Origin of the sequence: Sorangium aterium, from assembly GCF_028368935.1 — a bacterium.
Classification (GTDB): Bacteria; Myxococcota_A; Polyangia; order Polyangiales; family Polyangiaceae; genus Sorangium; species Sorangium atrum.
The window spans coordinates 136,797-155,738 of sequence record NZ_JAQNDK010000004.1 but is presented as its reverse complement, the minus strand read 5'-3'; the positions used below and the strand labels follow the sequence as shown (position 1 = coordinate 155,738).

The 18,942-nt window shown below is 70.2% G+C and carries 15 protein-coding genes and 1 riboswitch; of the genes, 10 read left to right on the top strand and 5 right to left on the bottom strand.

All coding sequences use genetic code 11. The features are described from left to right. Nucleotides 1-71: 71 nt before the first annotated feature. Together POL72_RS31950 and POL72_RS31945 are read right to left on the bottom strand one after the other, a co-directional pair. Entirely contained in the window at nucleotides 72-1,976 is a 1,905-nt protein-coding gene (locus POL72_RS31950) for a PAS domain-containing hybrid sensor histidine kinase/response regulator (protein WP_272100264.1), read from the bottom strand. A gap of 461 nt (nucleotides 1,977-2,437) precedes the next feature. Beyond that, nucleotides 2,438-4,723 (bottom strand): TonB-dependent receptor, encoded by a 2,286-nt coding sequence (locus tag POL72_RS31945; protein WP_272100262.1) that lies wholly within the window; start codon nucleotides 4,721-4,723, stop codon nucleotides 2,438-2,440. A gap of 237 nt (nucleotides 4,724-4,960) precedes the next feature. Then, nucleotides 4,961-5,168: riboswitch (cobalamin riboswitch) on the bottom strand. Nucleotides 5,169-5,374: 206 nt separating this feature from the next. Here POL72_RS31945 and typA point away from each other — a divergent pair. After that, a complete protein-coding gene (gene typA, locus POL72_RS31940; protein ID WP_272100260.1) occupies nucleotides 5,375-7,213 on the top strand; it encodes a translational GTPase TypA in 1,839 nt (612 codons plus the stop codon). Between the two features lie 68 nt (nucleotides 7,214-7,281). Next, nucleotides 7,282-7,776 (top strand): hypothetical protein, encoded by a 495-nt coding sequence (locus POL72_RS31935; RefSeq protein ID WP_272100258.1) that lies wholly within the window; start codon nucleotides 7,282-7,284, stop codon nucleotides 7,774-7,776. Here the strand turns inward: POL72_RS31935 and POL72_RS31930 are convergent. Then, nucleotides 7,764-8,702 carry a LysR family transcriptional regulator gene (locus tag POL72_RS31930; RefSeq protein WP_272100257.1) on the bottom strand — a complete coding sequence of 313 codons (939 nt, stop codon included), beginning with the start codon at nucleotides 8,700-8,702 and terminating at the stop codon, nucleotides 7,764-7,766. The two genes, POL72_RS31935 and POL72_RS31930, sit on opposite strands and share 13 nt — an antisense overlap. A 288-nt stretch (nucleotides 8,703-8,990) precedes the next feature. On the opposite strand from POL72_RS31930, the gene POL72_RS31925 reads away from it, so the two are divergent. Then, the gene (locus tag POL72_RS31925; RefSeq protein WP_272100254.1) at nucleotides 8,991-9,800 is read left to right on the top strand and encodes a haloacid dehalogenase type II; all 810 of its coding nucleotides are present in this window, start codon (nucleotides 8,991-8,993) and stop codon (nucleotides 9,798-9,800) included. A gap of 81 nt (nucleotides 9,801-9,881) precedes the next feature. On the opposite strand, the gene POL72_RS31920 is transcribed toward POL72_RS31925, so the two are convergent. Beyond that, nucleotides 9,882-10,673 carry a hypothetical protein gene (locus tag POL72_RS31920; protein WP_272100252.1) on the bottom strand — a complete coding sequence of 264 codons (792 nt, stop codon included), beginning with the start codon at nucleotides 10,671-10,673 and terminating at the stop codon, nucleotides 9,882-9,884. 573 nt (nucleotides 10,674-11,246) lie between these two features. Beyond that, nucleotides 11,247-11,867, bottom strand: a complete 621-nt coding sequence (locus POL72_RS31915; RefSeq protein WP_272100250.1) for a DUF1990 domain-containing protein — start codon at nucleotides 11,865-11,867, stop codon at nucleotides 11,247-11,249. A 285-nt stretch (nucleotides 11,868-12,152) separates the two neighbouring features. On the opposite strand from POL72_RS31915, the gene POL72_RS31910 reads away from it, so the two are divergent. From POL72_RS31910 to POL72_RS31880, 7 genes are all read left to right on the top strand, one after another. Next, on the top strand, nucleotides 12,153-12,512 hold the full coding sequence (locus tag POL72_RS31910; protein ID WP_272100248.1) for a hypothetical protein: 360 nt from the start codon (nucleotides 12,153-12,155) through the stop codon (nucleotides 12,510-12,512). Next, nucleotides 12,509-13,699, top strand: coding sequence for a caspase, EACC1-associated type (locus tag POL72_RS31905; RefSeq protein WP_272100246.1), 1,191 nt, complete (start codon nucleotides 12,509-12,511; stop codon nucleotides 13,697-13,699). Before POL72_RS31910 ends, POL72_RS31905 begins: the two co-directional genes overlap by 4 nt. Before the next feature lie 136 nt (nucleotides 13,700-13,835). Next, nucleotides 13,836-14,333, top strand: coding sequence for an HD domain-containing protein (locus POL72_RS31900; RefSeq protein WP_272100244.1), 498 nt, complete (start codon nucleotides 13,836-13,838; stop codon nucleotides 14,331-14,333). Then, nucleotides 14,305-14,703 (top strand): sigma factor-like helix-turn-helix DNA-binding protein, encoded by a 399-nt coding sequence (locus POL72_RS31895; RefSeq protein ID WP_272100242.1) that lies wholly within the window; start codon nucleotides 14,305-14,307, stop codon nucleotides 14,701-14,703. The genes POL72_RS31900 and POL72_RS31895 overlap by 29 nt, the downstream gene beginning before the upstream one ends. Further along, a complete protein-coding gene (locus POL72_RS31890; RefSeq protein WP_272100240.1) occupies nucleotides 14,700-15,545 on the top strand; it encodes a nucleotide-binding enzyme in 846 nt (281 codons plus the stop codon). Before POL72_RS31895 ends, POL72_RS31890 begins: the two co-directional genes overlap by 4 nt. Before the next feature lie 1,323 nt (nucleotides 15,546-16,868). Next, nucleotides 16,869-18,359 carry a putative porin gene (locus tag POL72_RS31885; protein WP_272100238.1) on the top strand — a complete coding sequence of 497 codons (1,491 nt, stop codon included), beginning with the start codon at nucleotides 16,869-16,871 and terminating at the stop codon, nucleotides 18,357-18,359. Between the two features lies 1 nt (nucleotide 18,360). Further along, nucleotides 18,361-18,846, top strand: coding sequence for a type 2 periplasmic-binding domain-containing protein (locus POL72_RS31880; RefSeq protein WP_272100236.1), 486 nt, complete (start codon nucleotides 18,361-18,363; stop codon nucleotides 18,844-18,846). Nucleotides 18,847-18,942 lie beyond the last annotated feature (96 nt).

Genomic DNA, 18,942 nt, shown 5'->3' with positions numbered 1-18,942 from the left:
GCTCGGATGGTGCCTGCCGACGCCACGGCGGAATCGCCCCTGCCTCGGGGGCGCGCGGTGGGATGAGGCGCTCAGCCGGCTCCGGAACGATTGGCGATGTCCGCCAGGTGCTGTTTCAGCACGTCCGCGCGGATCGGCTTGACCAGGTGCACGTCGAACCCGGCCTCCCGGCTCATGCGGCGGTCCGCTTCCTGGCCGTAACCGGTCATCGCCAACAGCGATATGCCCGCGAGGCCCGGAATGCGACGCAGCGCGCGCGCGACGTCATAGCCTGTCATGCCCGGCATGCCGATATCGAGCAGCACGACGTCCGGCTGGAGCTGCGCCGCGAGATCGAGCGCTGAAGGACCGTCGAACACGGCGTGCACGTCGTGGCCCATGCGCTTCAGCAGAAGCGCCATGCTCTCGGCCGAGTCTCGGTTGTCGTCGACGACGAGGACGCGCAGCTTGCGCCCCGCTTGCGCTGCGGGCGCGCCCGCCGTCGGCGGCGCGAGAGGGCGCGTCCGCCGCGGCAATCGCACGATGAACTCGCTGCCGCGGCCGGGCCCCTCGCTGAGCGCCTGGACCGTCCCGCCGTGCAGCTCGACCAGCCGGCGCACGATCGTCAACCCGAGGCCCAGCCCGCCCTCGGAGCGATCGAGGCCGCGATCCCCCTGCGTGAACAGGTCGAACACCTGCGGCAGCAGCTCGGGCGATATCCCCGCGCCGTTGTCGCGGACACGGAGCGTCGCGTGCGCGCCGTCCGCCTCCACGGTGACCCGGATCGCGCCGCGGGGCGGCGTGAACTTCGCCGCGTTGTGCAGCAGGTTGCTCACCACCTGCGTGAGCCGCGCCAGGTCGCCCTGGACGATGGCGAGCGGCTCGGCGGGCAGCTGCACCTCGAGGACCTGCTCGCGCGCGTCGATCCAGGTCCGGGACGCTTCCGCCGCGCGCGCCACCACGTCGGCGAGATCGATGCGCTTGGACTCGAGGGCGATCTTGCCGCGCGTGATGCGGCTCACGTCGAGCAGATCGTCGACGAGCCGCACGAGCTGACCGAGCTGTCGTTCCATCAGGCCGGCCGCCCAGACGACCTGGGCGTTGTCCTTGCCTTCGAGCTTGAGGACGCTTGTCGCGTTGGCGATCGGCGCCAGCGGATTGCGCAGCTCGTGCGCCAGCATCGCCACGAACTCCTCCATCTGGCGCGCGTTGGACTCCATCTGTTCCAGGCGCTTGCGCTCGCTCAGGTCGCGCGTGATCTTGGTGAAGCCGCGCAGCTCGCCGTTCGGGCCGCGGATGGCCGTGACGAGGACGCTCGCCCAGAACGACGAGCCGTCCTTGCGCACGCGCCAGCCTTCGTCCTCGAAGCTGCCTTCGCGCCGCGCTTCGGCGAGCACCGTCTCTGGCCGGCCGCGCGCGATCGCCTCGGCCGGATAGAAGCGCGAGAAGTGCGTGCCGATCACCTCTTGCGCGGAGTATCCCTTGATCCGCTCCGCGCCGGCGTTCCACGTGGCCACCCGGCCCTCGGGGTCGAGCATGAAGATGGCGTAATCCTTCACGCCTTCGACCAGCGTGCGGAAGCGCTCCTCGCTGTGCCGCAGCGACTCTTCCTGGCGCTTGCGCTCGGTCAGATCGCGCGTGATCTTGGCGAAGCCGCGCAGCTCGCCGTCAGGGCCGTAGAGGGCCGTGATGATGACGTTCGCCCAGAACATCGAGCCGTCCTTGCGCACGCGCCAGCCTTCGTCCTCGAAGCGGCCTACGCGCCGCGCCTCGGCGAGCTCTGTCTGTGGCCACTTCCGCTCGATCGCCTCGGCCGGATAGAAGCGCGAGAAGTGCGTGCCGATCACCTCTTGCGCGGAGTATCCTTTGATCTGCTCGGCGCCTGCGTTCCACGTGATCACGCGACCCTCGGTGTCCAGCATGAAGATGGCGTAGTCCTTCACGCCTTCGACCAGCATGCGGAACTGCAGATCGGCGCCGAGCCCTGTCGGATCCATGCGGCACAGCCTACAGCATGGTTACACGTTCGCCACGCCATGCTCTCCCTTCCTGTCCTGCTCTCCGCGTCCGCGAGCCGTCATCGCGGCGGCCGGCAGCGGCGAGTGACGAGCACAGCAATGACCACATGAGCCGGCGTCGAGAGCGTCCGCCGGCGGCCGCGCAGGGCCGCCGCGACCCGCTGGAGCGGCTCGAGCGTGCCAAGGCGGCCTCATCGATTGTGGAGCCATCGAGCGTGTCCAGCGCGAGCCACCCGACCTCGAGGACCGCGATTGACGAGCGCTAAGGCGCCCCAGCTCCCCGGCCAGCCGCAGCGTGGAGGGGCCATGACGGCGCCGTGGATGGGTCGAGAGCAGGGTTGTCGCGCATTCCCGCGGACCACCCGGCATGAGTGGAGTGGAACGCGCGGCGGGGACGGCGCGGACCGTCGGAGTCGACACCGCTTCAGGCGGCGCTGCGCCTACTCCCAGTAAAGCGTCGCCCGCCCGATCGCCGTGAACGGCCACCCCGGCGAGTAGTGGATCCCGGTGACCGGGGCCGGCTCGTACGGCAGCCGCGACTCGCTCGCGAACTGGACCTCGCGCCACGTCGTGTCGAAGAGGTTCTGGATGTCCACGGCCACCTCGACGTGCTTCCACCGCAGCCCGGCGTTGGCGTCGACGACCGTGAACCCCTCGGCGGTGAGCGACTCGTCCTCGGTCGCGGGCCGCGCGCCGATCGCCTTGACCCGCAGCGCCGCGAACGGCGTGAACGCGCCGAACGTCGGGCGCACGCCGACGCCCGCGGTCAGCGTCCGGGTCGGCGCGAGGGCGACCGCGCTCGCGTTGCCGGCGTTCTCGCGGAAGCGCGCGCGGGTGAAGGTCGCGTCCACGTCCGCGAACAGCCAGCTCCCGAGCCGGTAGCGCCCGCCGATCTCGATCCCGTAGCGCCGCGTCTGCCCCGACGCCTCGGTCGCGCCCGCGTCGCCGCTCCACACAAGCTCCGAGTCCACGTCGAGGAGGAACCCGGCCCCGCTCAGCGACAGCCCGCGCAAGGGCGCGACCCGCACGCCGACCTCGTAGCCCGTCGCGGGCGTGATCAGCGTCGCCGCCCTCTCGCCCAGCACCGCGCCCTGCGCGTCGTTCGAGTGGAAGCCCCGCCCGAAGTGGGCGAAGAGATCGAGCCCCTCGACGGGCGACACGATCGCCGTGAGCTTCGGGAGCAGCTGCATCTGCCCCCGGGTGCCGCTCGATCTGTTCCCCGTCCTCTCGAGGTCCTCGCCCGGGTCGTCCACGTTGACGTCGATCCACTGCCCGCGCGCCCCGAGCACGACGCGGAGCCAGCGCCGGAGCCGGGCGTCCTGCTCGACGTAGACGCCGATCTGGCTCTCGTCGACGTGGGTCCTGCTCTTCTCCTCGATCCGCTCGCGCGCCTCGTCGTGGTGGAGGGACTTGTCGATCGCGTCCGCGCGGATCTGCGCGCCGAGCGAGGTCGTGAACCTCGCCCCGCCGATCTCGTATTGCCTGCGGAACCGGAGATCGGCGCCCCCGACGGTGCGGTCGTCGTTCTGCTCGATCTGATCGCCGTGGACGGCGTCCTCGCTGAAGAACGTGAAGTTCGAGTACAGCGTGAAGCGGTAGCGGACGAGGTAGGCCAGCGCGCTCAGATCGGCGTCCCGCCACGCCGTCGAGTAGGCGAGGGACGCCATGTGCCGCTCGGTCGCCCCGCCCTCCGTCGGATCCACGGCGCCGAAATGGTCGATGCACGGCTGTCCGAACGCCGACGGCGGCGGGTTCAGCCCGCCCTGCTCGCCCTCGCCGCACACGGCGCGCGCGGGGATCTGGCCGGAGCCGTGCCAGGTCGATCCATACGACATCCATGTCATCTGGACCTTCCCGGTGTCGCCGAGATCGTGCGTGGCCCGCAGGTACACATTGAAGCGCTTGAGCCGCTCCGGGCTCAGGAACGGCCCGTCGTTCCGGTAGATCTCCGCCGCGGCCACAGCGCGCCACGCGTCGCCGAGATCCGGCGAGGCGATGACGAGGCCGCGCTGGATACCGTACTGCCCCAGGCTGACCTGCGCGTAGCTCTCCTCGAGCTTCTCGGCGAAGCGCAGGTTGACGGCGCCCGCCGTACCGAAGTCGCCGATGCCGGCGTAATAAGGCCCCTTGTAGCCGTCGAGCCCTGTCACGAGCTCCGGGATCATGAAGTAGAGATCGGTGAAGCCGTGCCCGTGGCCGTGGCTGACCATGTTGACGGGCACGCCGTCGACGAAGAAGGCGACGTCGGTCCCGTGGTCCGCGTCGAACCCGCGGAGGAAGTACTGGTTCGCCTTGCCGCCGCCCGCGTGCTGCACGGCGAAGAGCCCGGGCACCGACTCGAGGATGTCGCCCGGCCGCAGCCTCGGCCTGAGCTCGAGCTCCCGGTGTCCGACGGAGACGCGCGACGCGGCCTCGCTGCCCGGCCTCTCCGCCTGGATCGTGACCTCGATCGCGGCGTCGCCCGCGGGCGCGCCCGCGCTGCCCGCCGGCGCCGCGGCGTCGCCCGCGGGCGCGCCCGCGCTGCCCACCGGCGCCGCGGCGTCGCCCGCGGGCGTGCCCTCACCGGAGGGCTCTGCAGCGGCGGCCTCCGGCGGGGCCGAGGGCGCCGCGGGGGTGTCGCCCTCGGCGCGCGCGGGCCGCGCGGCGGCCAGCACCATGGATAACGCGGCGAGCAGATGAAATGGATGGCGGTGCCCGTGGCTCGTCGTGACCGTCTCGCGCAGCATTCGTGTCCTCCTTCGCCGCAATCGCGCGGAGCGGCTTCGGGCCGCTCGCGTCGAGCTCCGCGAGGACGAAATGGCTGGCCATCGCACGGTGCGCTGGACCGACCTCTCGCCCCCGCGGGCGACCGGAAGGCGACGCGGGGGCGGTTCGGTATCCGGGACGTGGCAGAGGCAGAGCTGCACCGGCTCGGACCTCACCGCCTCCCTCGAGGCTCCCAGGTCGAACCGGCGCCGGATGTCTCCCGCCGCCGGGCGCTGGCAGGTCTTCGGGCTCGCGAGCGCTCCGGCCTGGCCGGCTCCCTACTGTCCACCGCTTCCCAGCCCTCGTCGGGCCAGTGCTTGGGGTGGAGGTCGTTCTCGCTTACCGCTGCGGGGCAGCCCCGGAATTTCACCGGGTTCCCTCTTCGGCCCAGGCGAACGCCCGGGCACCAGCGCGGCGCGCACCCTATGGCCGCGCGCCTTCGGCTGTCAATCGCTACCGCTCCCCTCGCCCGCCCGGCGCGGGCTCGCCCGCGCTACGCGTGCCTCGCGCTCTCCATCCGAGCGCCTCCCTGCGCGGCTGCCGCGCCGCTGCCGTGCAGGCCGAACGTTCGGGCTCTAGCGAGGATGGGCTCGCTCCTCCGTGGGTCGCGTGCTACACGGCCGCCGCCGTATATGCCCCGTAACGATCTCCGCAACATCGCCATCGTCGCCCACGTCGACCACGGGAAGACGACCCTCGTCGATCACATGCTCCGCCAGTCGGGCGCCTTCCGAGAGAACGAGGTCGTGGCCGAGCGGGTCATGGACTCGAACGACCTCGAGCGGGAGCGCGGCATCACCATCCTCGCGAAGAACACGAGCATCCGGTACCGCGGGGTCAAGATCAACATCGTCGACACGCCCGGCCACTCCGACTTCGGCGGCGAGGTCGAGCGCACGCTCATGATGGCCGACGGGGCGCTCCTCCTCGTCGACGCCGCCGAGGGCCCGCTGCCGCAGACGCGCTTCGTGCTCTCGAAGTGCCTCCAGCGCGGCTTCCCGGTCATCGTGGTCATCAACAAGATCGACCGGAGCGACGCGCGCGCCCACGAGGTGCTCTCCGAGGTGTTCGACCTCTTCTGCGACCTCGAGGCGAGCGACGCGCAGATGGACTTCTCGACGCTCTACGCGATCGCGAAGTTCGGCCAGGCGAAGCGCGAGCTCGAGCACGAGGCGAAGGACCTCGAGCCGCTCTTCGAGACCATCCTCGAGCGGGTCCCCGGCCCCTCGGGCGACCCCGACGGTCCGCTCCAGGTCATCGTCTGCAACACGACGCACGACGAGTACGTGGGCCGGCTCGCGGTCGGCCGCGTGGTCCGCGGCACCGCCCGGTCCGGCGCCGACGTCGCGCTCCTCGGCGAGGGCGGGCAGTCGCGCGGCTACGTGAAGATGCTCTACGCCTACGAGGGGCTGAAGCGCGTCGCGGTCGAGAGCGCCGTCGCGGGCGAGGTGATCGCGATCGCCGGGCTCGACGCGGTCACGATCGGCGACACGATCACGGATCCGGCGCACCCCGAGGCGCTGCCGCGCATCGTGGTCGAGGAGCCGACGATCAAGATGAAGATCGGCGTGAACACGTCGACGTTCGCCGGCAAGAGCAAGCAGTCGAAGTTCCTGACGAGCCGTCACCTGAAGGAGCGGCTCGAGCGCGAGGCGATGAAGAACCTCGCGATCCGGGTGGAGCCGACCGAGGTGCCCGACACGTTCGTGGTGCTCGGCCGCGGCGAGCTCCAGCTCGCGATCCTCGTGGAGACGATGCGGCGCGAGGGGTACGAGATGCAGCTCTCGAACCCCGAGGTGGTGACGCGCGAGATCGACGGCGAGGTGATGGAGCCGCTCGAGCTCGTGGTCGTGGACGTGCCGGACACCTACGTCGGCATCGTGACCGAGCGCCTCAGCTCCCGGCGCGGCCGGATGGTGAAGATGACGAACCCCGGCTTCGGCCGCGCCCGCCTCGAGTTCCGGGTGCCGTCGCGCGGGCTCATCGGCTTCCGCGGCGAGTTCCTGACAGCGACGCGCGGGACGGGCCTGCTCAACACGATGTTCGACGGCTGGGCGCCCTGGGGCGGCCCGATGATGCGCCGCCCGACAGGCGCCATCGTCGCCGATCGCGTCGGCGTGGCGACCCCGTACGCGCTGCACCACCTGCAGCCGCGCGGCATGTTCTTCATCGTCCCCGGCGTCGAGGTCTACGAGGGGATGATCATCGGCGAGCACAACCGGCCGAACGACACCGACGTCAACGTCATCAAGGAGAAGAAGCTGTCGAACGTGCGCAACCACGGCAAGGACGAGAACGTCCTCCTGGCCAGCCCGCGGCTGCTCACGATCGAGACGGCGATGGAGTGGATCGACGGCGACGAGCTCGTCGAGGTCACGCCCGACGCGGTGCGCGTCCGCAAGAAGGTGCTCGCGTGCAACCGCCGGGAGCGCCGCGAGGACGCGATCGAGCAATCGCAGGCGGTGGAGTGAGCGGCGGGGGGCGCGCGGGACGTCCGACGCGCGCCCCTGCCGTGCTTGCCGCGCTATAAGATGCCCTGATGAGAACGACGCCGCTCTTCGCTTTCCTGGCTTCGGTCGTCGTGCTCTCGGGGGCGGGCGCTTGCGGCGGGGCCGTCGTCGTCGACGGGCTCCCCGAGAGCTCCGACGGCGCCGGGGGCGCTGGCGCGGCCGAGGGGTCGCAGTCGGCGAGCTCCGGCCGGCCCTCCATCGAAGAGCAGAAGGCCTCGTGCGATTTCTTCTGCTCGCTCTTCGACGGCGTCACGTGTCCGGAGCTCCGGTGTCACGAGCGCTGCGCCGACCTGCTCTCCGAGCAGCGCCCCTGCAACGCGCAGACCGCTCCTTTCTTCGATTGCATGGGCGAGACCATCGTCTCCGCGGACCGGATCCCCTGCGACTTCCTCGCGCCGTCGATCGCGTCGCTCTTCGATTGCCTGAGCGGGCGAGATCGGGAGTGCAGGACCGATTTCCTGCCCCAGACGTGCGACGCGCCGTTCGAGGAGCTCAGGGCGTGTCAGCGCGATCAGGGCCGGTAGCGGGGGCGCTCGCCGCCTGACGCGCGCGGCCGCGCGCCGGGGTCGAGCGCGCTCCGGAGCGGCCCGAGGGCGTCGACGACGAACGCGACGAGCGCCTTCACGCGCGGCACCCCGCGCGTATCGCGGTGCACCCCGAGCCACAGCTTGCGCCCTGGCGGCGGCGAGGGCGGCGAGAGCAGGCGGAGGCCGGCGGTCGCGTCGCCGAGGTAGCGGGGCAGGCAGACGAGCCCGACGCCGGCGGCCCCCATCGTCGCCTGGGGCTCGCGGCCGTTGGTGCGCGCGGCGACGCGGGCCTTCGCGGCGACGGCGCGCACCCACGACAGGTCGGCGATCGCCGGAGGATCGTCGTTCATGGTGACGAGGGCGTGGCCCTCGCACTGCCGGCCCCAGTCCGGCGGGCCGTGCTCGGCGAGGTAGTCCTCCGATGCATAGAGGCCGAACGCGATCCGCGCGACCTCGCGCTGGAAGACCTCGTGGTGCTCGAACGCGGCGGGGCGAAGGGCGATGTCCGCTTCCCGCCGCGGCAGGCTCAGCCACCGCGCGTCCGCGATGAGATCGACGGAGATGGCGGGGTGGCGCGCGAGGAACGGGACGAGCAGCGGCCCGAGGACGCGCGTGGCGAGCCACTCGGACGCGGTGATGCGGAGGTGGCCTCTCAGGCCTGCGTCGCGCCCGGCGGCGGCGCGCTCGGCCGCGAGCGCGTCCTGCTCCATGCGCTCGGCGTGGCCGAGCACGCTCTCGCCCGCGGCCGAGAGCGTGAACCCCGACGGCGAGCGCTGGAAGAGCCTCGCCCCGAGGCGCCGCTCGAACGCCGCGACGCGCCGCCCCACGGTCGGCTGGGTGACCTTCAGCGCGCGCGCGGCGGCGGAGAGGTTGCCGTGCCGCGCGACGGCGAGGAAGTAGCGCAGATCGTCCCAGTCGAGCATGGCTCCGGGGCACGGGGCGCTGCTGCCGGAGAGCGCTCCGCGCCATGCAAAGGTGCATGCCGAGTCTACGTCGATGGTGGATCCCCCCGCAACGGCGGACCGCGCATGCTCTCCAGCGTGCGTTCGCGCACCCGCGACCCCGCGCACTCTCGCACTCTCGCACTCTCGCGCTCGGGCGCTCGGGCACTCGGGCACTCGCGTTCTCGCGTTCTCGCGTTCTCGCGCTCTCGCGCTCTCGCGCTCTCGCAGGTCGTGTGTTTCACCTCGAATGGTCGGATGGAGGCTGGCATGTTGACGAATCGTCGTGAGTTTCTCCACCGCGTGACCGGCACGGCCGCGGCGGGCTTCCTGGGCTCTGTCCCGGCCGCGAACACCTCCTGTGCCGCGCAGCATGGGCCGGCGCCGCCGCGACCCGCGGCGGGGTCGAGGATCAAGGCGGTCGCCTTCGACGCCTTTCCGATCTTCGATCCGCGGCCGATCGCCGCGCTCGCGGAGGAGCTCTGTCCGGGCAAGGGTGCATTGCTGAGCGAGGCGTGGCGCACCCGGCAATTCGAGTACACGTGGCTCCGGGTCGCCTCCCACGAGTATGCCGACTTCTGGCAGGTGACGGCGGATGCGCTGGTGTTCGCCGAGCGCGCGCTGGCGCTCGATCTCGGGGAGGAGAAGCGGGCGCGGCTCCTCGGCGCGTACCTCGATCTCCGGGCGTGGCCTGACGTGCTGCCGGCGCTCGGGGCGCTGAGGGGCGCGGGGATCCGGCTCTCGTTCCTGTCGAACTTCACCCCGAAGATGCTCGGGGCCGCCATCGAGAGCTCCGGTCTGGGGGGCCTGTTCGAGCACGTGCTCAGCACGGACAGGGCGAGGACGTACAAGCCGGATCCTCGCGCGTACCGGATGGCGCTCGACGCGTTCGGCCTCACGCGCGAGGAGATCGCGTTCGTCGCGTTCGCCGGCTGGGACGCCGCGGGGGCCCGGTGGTTCGGCTATCCCACGTTCTGGGTCAACCGCCTGGGCCTGCCGCCCGAGGAGCTGGGCGTGAGCGCCGACGCGACGGGAGTGAGCCTGTCGGATCTCGTGGAGTTCGTGAAGGAGAGGGCGTGACCGGCGGGGCCATGCCCTCGGCGCCTGCGTCGAGGCAGCGGGCGTGACCGACGGGGCACGCCGGCGACGACCGAGTCGAGGCTAGGGATTCCCTTGCTGCACGATGTCGTCTCCGACCGTGCCCTGCTCGACCTCCTCGCCGTCGACTGGGGCGTGTTCTGCTGGCTCCTGCTGTTGCTCCCCGCCTTGAGCCGATTGCGCCCGCGCGAGCAGGCGCGGCGTGATCTGCTCGAAGTCGTCGCCGTGGAAATAGTACCCGATCCTCCGGAGGTGCTGGTGACGCCGCACGATCAGGGTCCACAACCGATCTCGCGCGTCCTCGGCGGGCGATCTCTCCTTCTTCTTCACCTCGACCCGCGCGCCGTTCGGGGTCAGGTTCTCGAGCAGCCACTCGCTCGTGCGCCCGAGCTTCTCGATCTCCTCCCGCGTGAACGGGTGCAGCCCCTTCAGGGCACTCGCTTGCCGCATGAACAGCGCCGCGAGCTCCATCCCGTCGCGGGCCATATCGTACTTGCCGGTGCCGGCTCGGATCTGCGCGACCCGGTCCTTGTCGAGCAGCCCGCGCCGGGCGAAGAGCTCCGCCTGCGTCAGCAGCTCCTCGCGCGGGCCGCTGACCTCCTGCAGCGCCCGCTCTATCTCCCTCGGGCTCGCCGTGCGCGGCAGCGCTTCGCGCGAGGCGAAGAGGAGCGCCCTGGCGATGTCCGGCAGCTGCAGCACCTCTTTCAGAGGGATCCTGGGCAGGTGCTCGCTCACGGCCTGGGATTGCTTCCTCGTGCCGCACATCGCCGCGACGCCGCGCTTCACATTGACCAGCACGATGCGCGGGTCGGCGCGGCACGCCTGCACCTCGGCCTCCGGGATCTCCGCTGCCATCGGCAGGTATTGTCTGTAAAGGGCCTCGTAACTCCGGGTCTGCTCGTCTCCCGCATCCGCCGGCGGGGCGCTCTCTTGTCGGCTTTTCGTTCTCGCCATATCGCGGACCATAAGAAGCGGTCATCACGAGCGAAAGCGGCCGGTCATCGTCTGTAATCTGGTGAGGTATCATGCAGAGTCGCATGCGCCCGCGTACCTGAGCGAGCCGCCACAGGCAGGTCTGTATGATGCATTTCATCGGGAGGCACGCGCGCAGGCAGATTTGCATGACGGCTTACTTCCGGATGAGGCGTCGCAGGCATATCTGCACGCTGGATTACTTCCGGATGAGGCGCCGCAGCCACTTTTGTATGATTTTTCACTTTCAGGAGCCGACGCGCAGCCCCACCCGCGCATCGACCTGCTCCCGGGGAACTCTGCGAAGGCGGATCCGAGTGCTGTGGAGCTTCAGGGCGCTGCGGAGGATGCGATTCCGGGTGCCGGCGGATGGCCGTGCGGGCCCTCGCGTGATGTGGTGAGGGGGCGCTCGGCGCGCGGGTCCCGTCACGGGGACCGCTCCGCTCCCGGCGCGCCTCACGGCTGCGAGGTCACGGCGCTGCACATGGCGCGCATGGAGTCGCGGGCGAACCGCGCCTGGACCCGGCGCGCGTAGGGAAAGCCCAGCCGGGCGAGGAGGTGGTTCGGCCGGGAGACGGCGAAGATGTCGTAGGCGACCTCGCCGGAATGCTCGTCGTGCTCGACGAGAAAGCGCTCCTCGCCGCGCTCGCCGTGCTCCTCGAGCGTCCCGTAGGCGAAGCCGAACCGGCGCACAGGGCCGCTCGTGTCATCGACCGTGTAGACGATCCGGCACGCGTTGAGCCAGTGAATCCCGAGCACGCGGACGAGGATCGCCACGGTGACGCCGGTCTGGAGGGGAGCGTCGGGATAGCAGAGCTCGACCCAGCCGAGCCGGAACTGTGCCCAGCACCGCATCGCCTCGACAGCGCGGTCGAAGAGCGCGGCGCCCCGGCCGAGCACCACGCGGTGGTGGTCGACGTTGAAGCCGGCAGGCGGCCGCGGGCGGCCGTCGCCGGCGCCGGTGCAGCCGACCTCCGCGTAGGAGAGCGGCCGATCCGCCTGGCGAGCGAGGAAGGCGTGGATCACGGCATCCGAGGGGCGAGCGAGGGAGAGCACGAGGGGCAGGATAGCTCGCACGGCAGTATGTTCCCGTCACCTCCGCCTCGTGTGTCTTTGCAGTCACGACGACGCGCAAGGAGCACCTTCGCTGCTGGCCGACCTGCACGGATCCGCCAAGGCCTCTCACGTGGGAATCAGCATGGACATGAGATGGGCTGGACGATCGCGAAGCAGGCCTCAGGCGCGCCCCGCAGGTCGAGACAGCGCCGCGCGCACCACGCGACTCCCCCGCGCGGCTGGCACCTTCCGGCGAGCGCTGATACGCTCCTCGGCGACTCGTAACAGCGAGGAGGTGCATGGCCAATGGACATGCAATTCAATTTTCACGACGCCGAGGTCGAGGCGGACCAGCTGGACGCGATGCTCGAGAGCTTGATGCGCGACGTCGGCACCGCAGGCGCGACCCCGGCCCGCGTCGTCGAAGGGCGCCTCCCGAAGAACGCGAAGGGAGACGCCTTCACCGTCGGCGCGATCGCGGTCGCCGCGCTCCCCGCGGTGCTTCCTCAGGTGATTCAGCTCGTCAATGAGTGGGTCGTCCGCGCGCCGAAGCGCCGCATTCGCATCCGGGGGAAGAACGGTCTGGAGGTCGAGTTCACCTCGGACAAGCCGCTCGGGGAGAAGGAAGTGCTCGACCTCGCGCGCCGCATCAGCGCAATCAAATGACAGCCCTGGACAGAGATCTACTGCTCGGTGGACGGGACCGCATCGCGCTCATCATCGCGAACGGAATGTATGCGGACGGCAGGTTGCGCTCGCTTCAGGCGCCCGCCCTCGACGCATCGAAGCTCGCCGACACGCTGGAAAGCCCGGACATCGGCGATTTCCGCGTCCAGCTCTGCGTCGATGGCAGCCAGCTCGAGGTCCGGAAGGCCATCGGCGCGCTCTTCCATCGTCGCCATCCGGAGGATCTGCTCGTCCTCTACTACTCCGGTCATGGCCTGAAGGACGACTGGGGTCACCTCCACCTCGCCGCGCGCGACACGGAGAAAGAGCTCTTCAGCGCGACCTCGGTCGACGCGGCATGGATCAGCCGCCAGATCGATCAGTGCCCCGCGAAGCGCATCGTCCTGATCCTCGACTGCTGCTACAGCGGCGCGTACGAGAACTCCGCCAAGAGCGAGCAGGACAGCGTCGACATCGCCGGGACGTTCATGGGAGACGGCTCGGGTCGCGTCGTGATCTCCGCCACGACGTCGGTTCAGCTGGCATGGCAGGCCGACCAGCCCGTGGGGGTGCCCTCGCAGTCGATCTTCACGCGCCACCTCGTCGAGGGCCTGTCGACCGGCACAGCCGATCTGGACCGAGACGGATACGTCGATGTCCACGAGCTCTGCGAGTACGTGCAAGCGAGCATCAAGGCCGAGGGAGGCCGGCAAACCCCGCAGATGTGGACGCAGAAGTACGAAGGGCGGCTGCGCATCGCGAAGGCCCCGCTCCGGCCCACGATCCCGGCGTCGGGCGGGAACGCCGCGATCACCTACGAGCTCTTCGTGTGCAACGGGCCCCTCGAAGGTCGGCGGTTCGTGCTGCACCCTGGAGAGTTCAGGGTGGGGCGAGAGCCCGATTGCTTCATCCGCCTCGATGATCCGAAGGTGTCGCGAAAGCACGCGACGATCGTCGTCGGAGCGGATGAGGTGCGCGTGATCGACCAGGGAAGCACGCACGGGACCAAGATCGACGATCAGCGCATCACGAGCGCCTTGCTCCCGCAAAACGGCCAGATCATCGTCGGGGGCACCGTGCTCAGGCTGGTCCGCCTGGAGGCCGCAGGCGCACGTCAGACCGCGGAGACGGTCGCGCACCCGCCGACCGCGCCGAAGAAGCGATCGGCCACCCTGTTCACTCCCTGACGCCTGGCGCAGGCGCGCCCGCGCTATGCTTCGGCTCGCCCGGCGAGCGCGGCCTCCCGGTGGGTGTGACCGCGCCCCAGGGTGAAGGGGCACCGCTCGCCCGCAGCCCGCGGGCGGCCTGACCGCCCTCCCGTCGATGCACCAGGACCTCCTCGATCTCCTCCTCGCCCTCGACCGCGTGCCGCAGGATCCGCGCTGGCACCCCGAGGGCGACGCGCTCTTCCATTCCCTGCAGGTATTCGACCTGGCCCGCCGCGAGACCGCGGATCGCTCGCTCTGGGCCGCGGCCCTGCTCCACGACGTCGGCAAGGCGTTCGCCTGCGCCGATCACGCCGAGGAGGGGGCCGACGTGCTCGCGGAGCTCGTGTGCCCGCGGGTGGTCTGGCTCGTGCGGCACCACCTCCACCTGTTGCGCGCGCCCGGCGCGACCAGGCGGCGCCTGCGGCGCACGAAGGCGCTCGTGGACCTCGCGCGGCTCCGCCGCTGGGACGTCGGCGGCCGCTCGCCCGAGGCGACCGTGCTCCGCCCCGAGGCCGCCGTGGAGCTCCTGCTCGACGGCGCAGACTGGACCCTCCTGTCGATCGGCGGCGAGCCCGCCCCCTCCGATGACCTGCGAAAGGAGCCGCTCGCCTGAGCGCAAGATCCGCCGTGAGGTCCTCTGCGACGACGTCGACCGCTGGGGCGACGATCGCCGGCTCTGGGGCGGCGAGGCCGAGCCGCCCGGGCGAGCGCGGCTCTGCGCCGCGGTGCGGGACGCGGTCGAGACCGCGCTGACGGCGAAGCAGCGGGAGGTCGTCGAGGCCTATTTCTTCGACGGCCTGTCGCAGGGCGAGATCGCGCGCCGCCTCGGCGTGGCGCAGCAGGTCGTGCAGAAGCGCCTGTTCGGGGCGCCGCGGGGCGGCCGGGTGGTCGGCGGCGCGATGCTCCGGCTGCGGCAGGCCCTCGAGCCGGCGGTCGCCGCGGCGGCGGCGCCGGCGACGCGCGCGGCGCGGGTGGCGAGATGAGCGCCGAGCGCTTCGGCGGGCTGCGAGCCCGCATCGCCGCGGAGGCCGCGCGCCTCATGTACGAGGAGGGCGTGGACCAGTACTTCACCGCGAAGCGCATGGCCGCGAAGCGGATCCTCGGCGCGGTGGAGGGGCGGCGGGCGCGCTACCGGCCCGCGGACCTGCCCTCCAACGGCGAGATCCGCGAGGCGCTGCTCCTCTTCGCCGAGCGCGCCGAGGGGAGCCAGCGGACGCGCCGGCTCTTCGCGCTGCGCATCGTGGCGCTGGAGGCCATGCGCGCGCTCGCGCCGTTCTCGCCGCGGCTCATCGGCTCGGTCTCCACTGGCCATATCCGCCGTGGCAGCGACGTCGATCTGCACGTGTTCCCCGCCGACGAGGAGGCGCTGGAGCGGCACGTGCGGGCGCTCGGCTGGACGTTCGACCGCGAGCGCGTGACCCTCCAGAAGGGCGGAGAGCTCCGGGAGTACGTCCACTACCACGTGGCGGACGCGGCGCCCCTGGAGCTCACGGTGTACGCCCCGCGCGATCTGAGGGCGCGGCCCCGCAGCAGCACGGATGGCAAGCCGATCGTGCGCCTGGGCGTCGCCGCGCTCTCGGCGCTCTGCGCCCGGGATCACCCGGACGCGTGGGAGCGTTACCTGGAGACCGGCGAGGTGGAGGGCATGGACGCGCTGCTCGAGGCGGACGAGGACGAGCCGCTCCCCGGACCGTTCGATGGGCTGCTCGACGACACCGGCAGCACGGGAGAGGACGGCGACGAGCCGGTCTGCGCCGAGCCCGGCGAGGAGGACGACCCCGATCAGGACTACGATCCCCTGCCCGGCTTCGAGGGCGCAGCCTGAGGCCCCCGCCCCCGGAGGGCCTGCCGCCTTCACTCCACAGCCTGCGGGGCCGAGCGGCGCGGCGCCGGCGATGCGCCGGGCACGGCTCAGAGCGGGCCCGAGCTCCCGCCCGGAATCGAGGGTGTGACGGCGCTGCGCGTGCCCCGATACGGGCGCGGGGCAAAAGCTCACGATCCGGAGGAAGGTCCGCCGCTTCGAGCGGCGCTGCGAAGCCTCGGAGCGACATCGCAGGCGTGACACTCACACAGATCTGTTGGTCACACCACGCCGCCAGGATTCCTTGCCTCCGCGGAGCCAACGTCGATTGGGGGGGGCGAGAAAGCATTGCTTTTAACGCAAATTTGCGGTTGGCTGAGCTCGACGGGGGATCCATGAGCCATCACGGCCATGCACAATCCATGAGCGCCACTTGAGCGTGCTGCGATCAGACTCAAGCGGGTCCGTGTCCCCACTCACCCAACGACAAGGAACGAGCACAATGTGCGCGAGACTGCCACATGAATCTGCAGCGTCGGCGTCACGGCGATGGGGCCGAGTCTTCCTGATGGCAACTGCCGTCACTTTCCCGATCATTGGCTGCGTCTACGACAGTGATCAGCCGTGTGGGCCCGGCCAGACCCTGAAGGCCAACTCCGAATACTCGGCGCTCTGCGTCTGCGCCGAGGGCTATGCCGCGACGAAGAAGGGCTGCGTGCGCTGCCTCGAAAACGAGGAGGCCGGGGCCAATGGCTGTGTCTGCAAAGCCGGATATGGCCGCGCTGACGCCGCGGCCCCCTGCGATGCCTGTGGCGAGAACGAAGTGACTGGAGCGACAGGGGCATGCGAATGCGCGACGGGCTTCAGCAGGGCGTCCGCCGGGGCGCCCTGCACGGCGACCCCCGCCGGCCTGGACGCAGCATGCGATACAGCGACGACGCCTTGTCCCGACGCAACGTACAATCACTGCCACGCCGTCTCGGGGACCGCTGGCTACTGCACCAGCCAAGGATGCACGAGCTCCGCCGACTGCGCCGGCGGACACATGTGCGATCTCACGGTCACCCCATCCTACTGTCGCCGACCGCCCGTCGGGGCGGGAAAACCTTGCGCCAGCGACGCGGAGTGTGCGGGGACCGAGGCCACGTACTGCAATACCGCCGTGACGCAGAAGTGCCAGGTTCAAGGCTGCACGCTCTCGCCGGACAACTGCTTCACCGGCACCGTATGCTGCGACTTTACCGCCTATGGTGTTGCCCAGTACCAGTGCGTCGCGGAAGGGAGCTGCATCAATTGAGAACGCGATCCGTTGCATTCCGTGGCGTGCCCATTCACGTTACCTTGGCCATGTCCTCCGCGCTGCTGCTCGGGTCGTCGTTCGCGGCGGCTCAAGCAGCTCCGACGCCTGCGGAGACGGCTGGTCCAGCAGCCCCCTCCGGACCGGCTCCGGCGCCGGACGCGTCGGGTGCGGCTCCACCTTCGGAGCCAGCCTCTCCGGCTCAACCCGGCACGAGCGCGCAGCCGGGCGCAGCGAACGCGCCTGCGCTGGCAGCCAGCCCGGCCCCGGGCGCCGTGGCACCTCAACCAGGGACAGGGGCTGCCGGCACGGTCGACGCCAGCGCTGCCCCGAAGGCCGGCGGAGGAGCGGATGCTTACGCGCCGGCCGCCGAGGCGATCGCGGAGGACCTGACCGACGAAGCGACCAAGATCAGCATCTATGGCTTTGCTGATTTCACGTTCTCCACGCTGCTCAGCGACGCGAAGACGTCGGGCGCCTCGACCGGCGTGGGCCCGAATCCGAGCTTCTACGTCGGCAATCTGAACGTCTACCTCGACTCGAATTTGGGCAAGAAGTTCCGCTCCTTGATCGAGGTCCGCTTCACTTACCTGCCCGACGGGGCGGTCATGTTCGATCCGGCGACGTTCCAGAACACCCGCGTCAGCGCCGCCTTTCCGGACTACACCGACTTTTCCAGGACGAAGAAGGTGGGTGGGGTGATCATCGAGCGCGCGTGGCTCGAATACGCAGCCCATCCGCTCTTCAACATCCGGGCCGGACAGTGGCTCACCCCCTATGGGATCTGGAACGTCGACCACGGGTCACCGGTCATCCTGAGCAACACGCGACCCTATATCATCGGCGCCGAGTGGCTGCCGCAACGACAGACCGGCATCGAAGCGTATGGCAGCCATGGCATCAGCGACACACAGGTGGGCTACCACCTCACCGTTTCAAACGGCCGCGGCCCGGTCGACAGCTACATGGATCTGGACAAGAACAAGGCCGTTGGCTGGCGTCTCTGGCTTCAGCAAGACACTCCCTACGGCACCGTCACGGTCGGCACATCGGGCTACAAGGGCCGCTACACCGACGCCGCGCAGGTCGCAGCGCTGGAGGACGGCGCGTTTGTCACCAAGTTCCCCGTCACCGCGAGGTACGACGAGCTCGGCCTGGCCGCCGATCTCAAGTACACCTGGGGCGAGTTCCTGTTCCAGTCCGAGTACATCATGCATGACGTACGCTACGACGACGACTATCGGCCGGCTGGGATCATCCCGGGGACGTGGGCTCCCGACAACCGCACCTGGGGCGCTTACTTTCAAACGGGCTACCGGTTGCCCTGGTACGGCATCATGCCCTGGTTCGGCCTCGAGTACGACCGCCTCGGCAAGTCCAGCCCCGTGGTTGAGGGGGCCGCTGCCGTCGGCGGCTTGAACATCCGCCCCACGGACAACGTCGTCCTGAAGCTCGTCGGCGTGCATGTATGGATGCCCTACCTGAAAAAGAAGAGCCCCGACATGGATCAGCTGGTCGCGCAGGTCGCGTGGAGTTTCTAGGATGATCGATCGAAGAACCCTCTTGATATCGTGCGCATTCGCATTCGCGGCGATCACCTCGGTGACGCTGGCCGAGTCGTACGGCGCGGAGAACGTGGGACCTCTGGCGATCGTCGTCTCGAAGAGCTTCCCCACGAACGAGATCTCGTTTGGAGATCTGAAGCGCGCCTACATGGGCAGCCCGGTCGTAGCCAACGGGAAGCCGCTGGTCCCTATCACGTATCCCAGGGGTTCTCCGGAGCGCATCGGCTTCGACAAGGCGGTCCTCGGCATGTCGCCCGAGCAAATTGGCCTCTACTGGATCGATCGCAAGATTCGTGGACAAGCCGGTCCGCCGAAGCACGTCCCGGATGCGGCTGCGGTCCTGTGGATCGTGGGCAGGGTGGACGGGGCCATCGGATTCGTTCGCGCATCCGCGGCCGGGAAGGACGTCAAAATTCTTCGCGTCGACGGCAAGCTGCCAGGCGATCCGGGGTATCGTCTCTAGCGCATCGATTTCATTCGTTCGAACCACCGACGGCAGCCCGAGGCCGCCCCACGAGCGAACGCTCCCCGGGCGGTCGGCTGAACCCCGCGACGACGC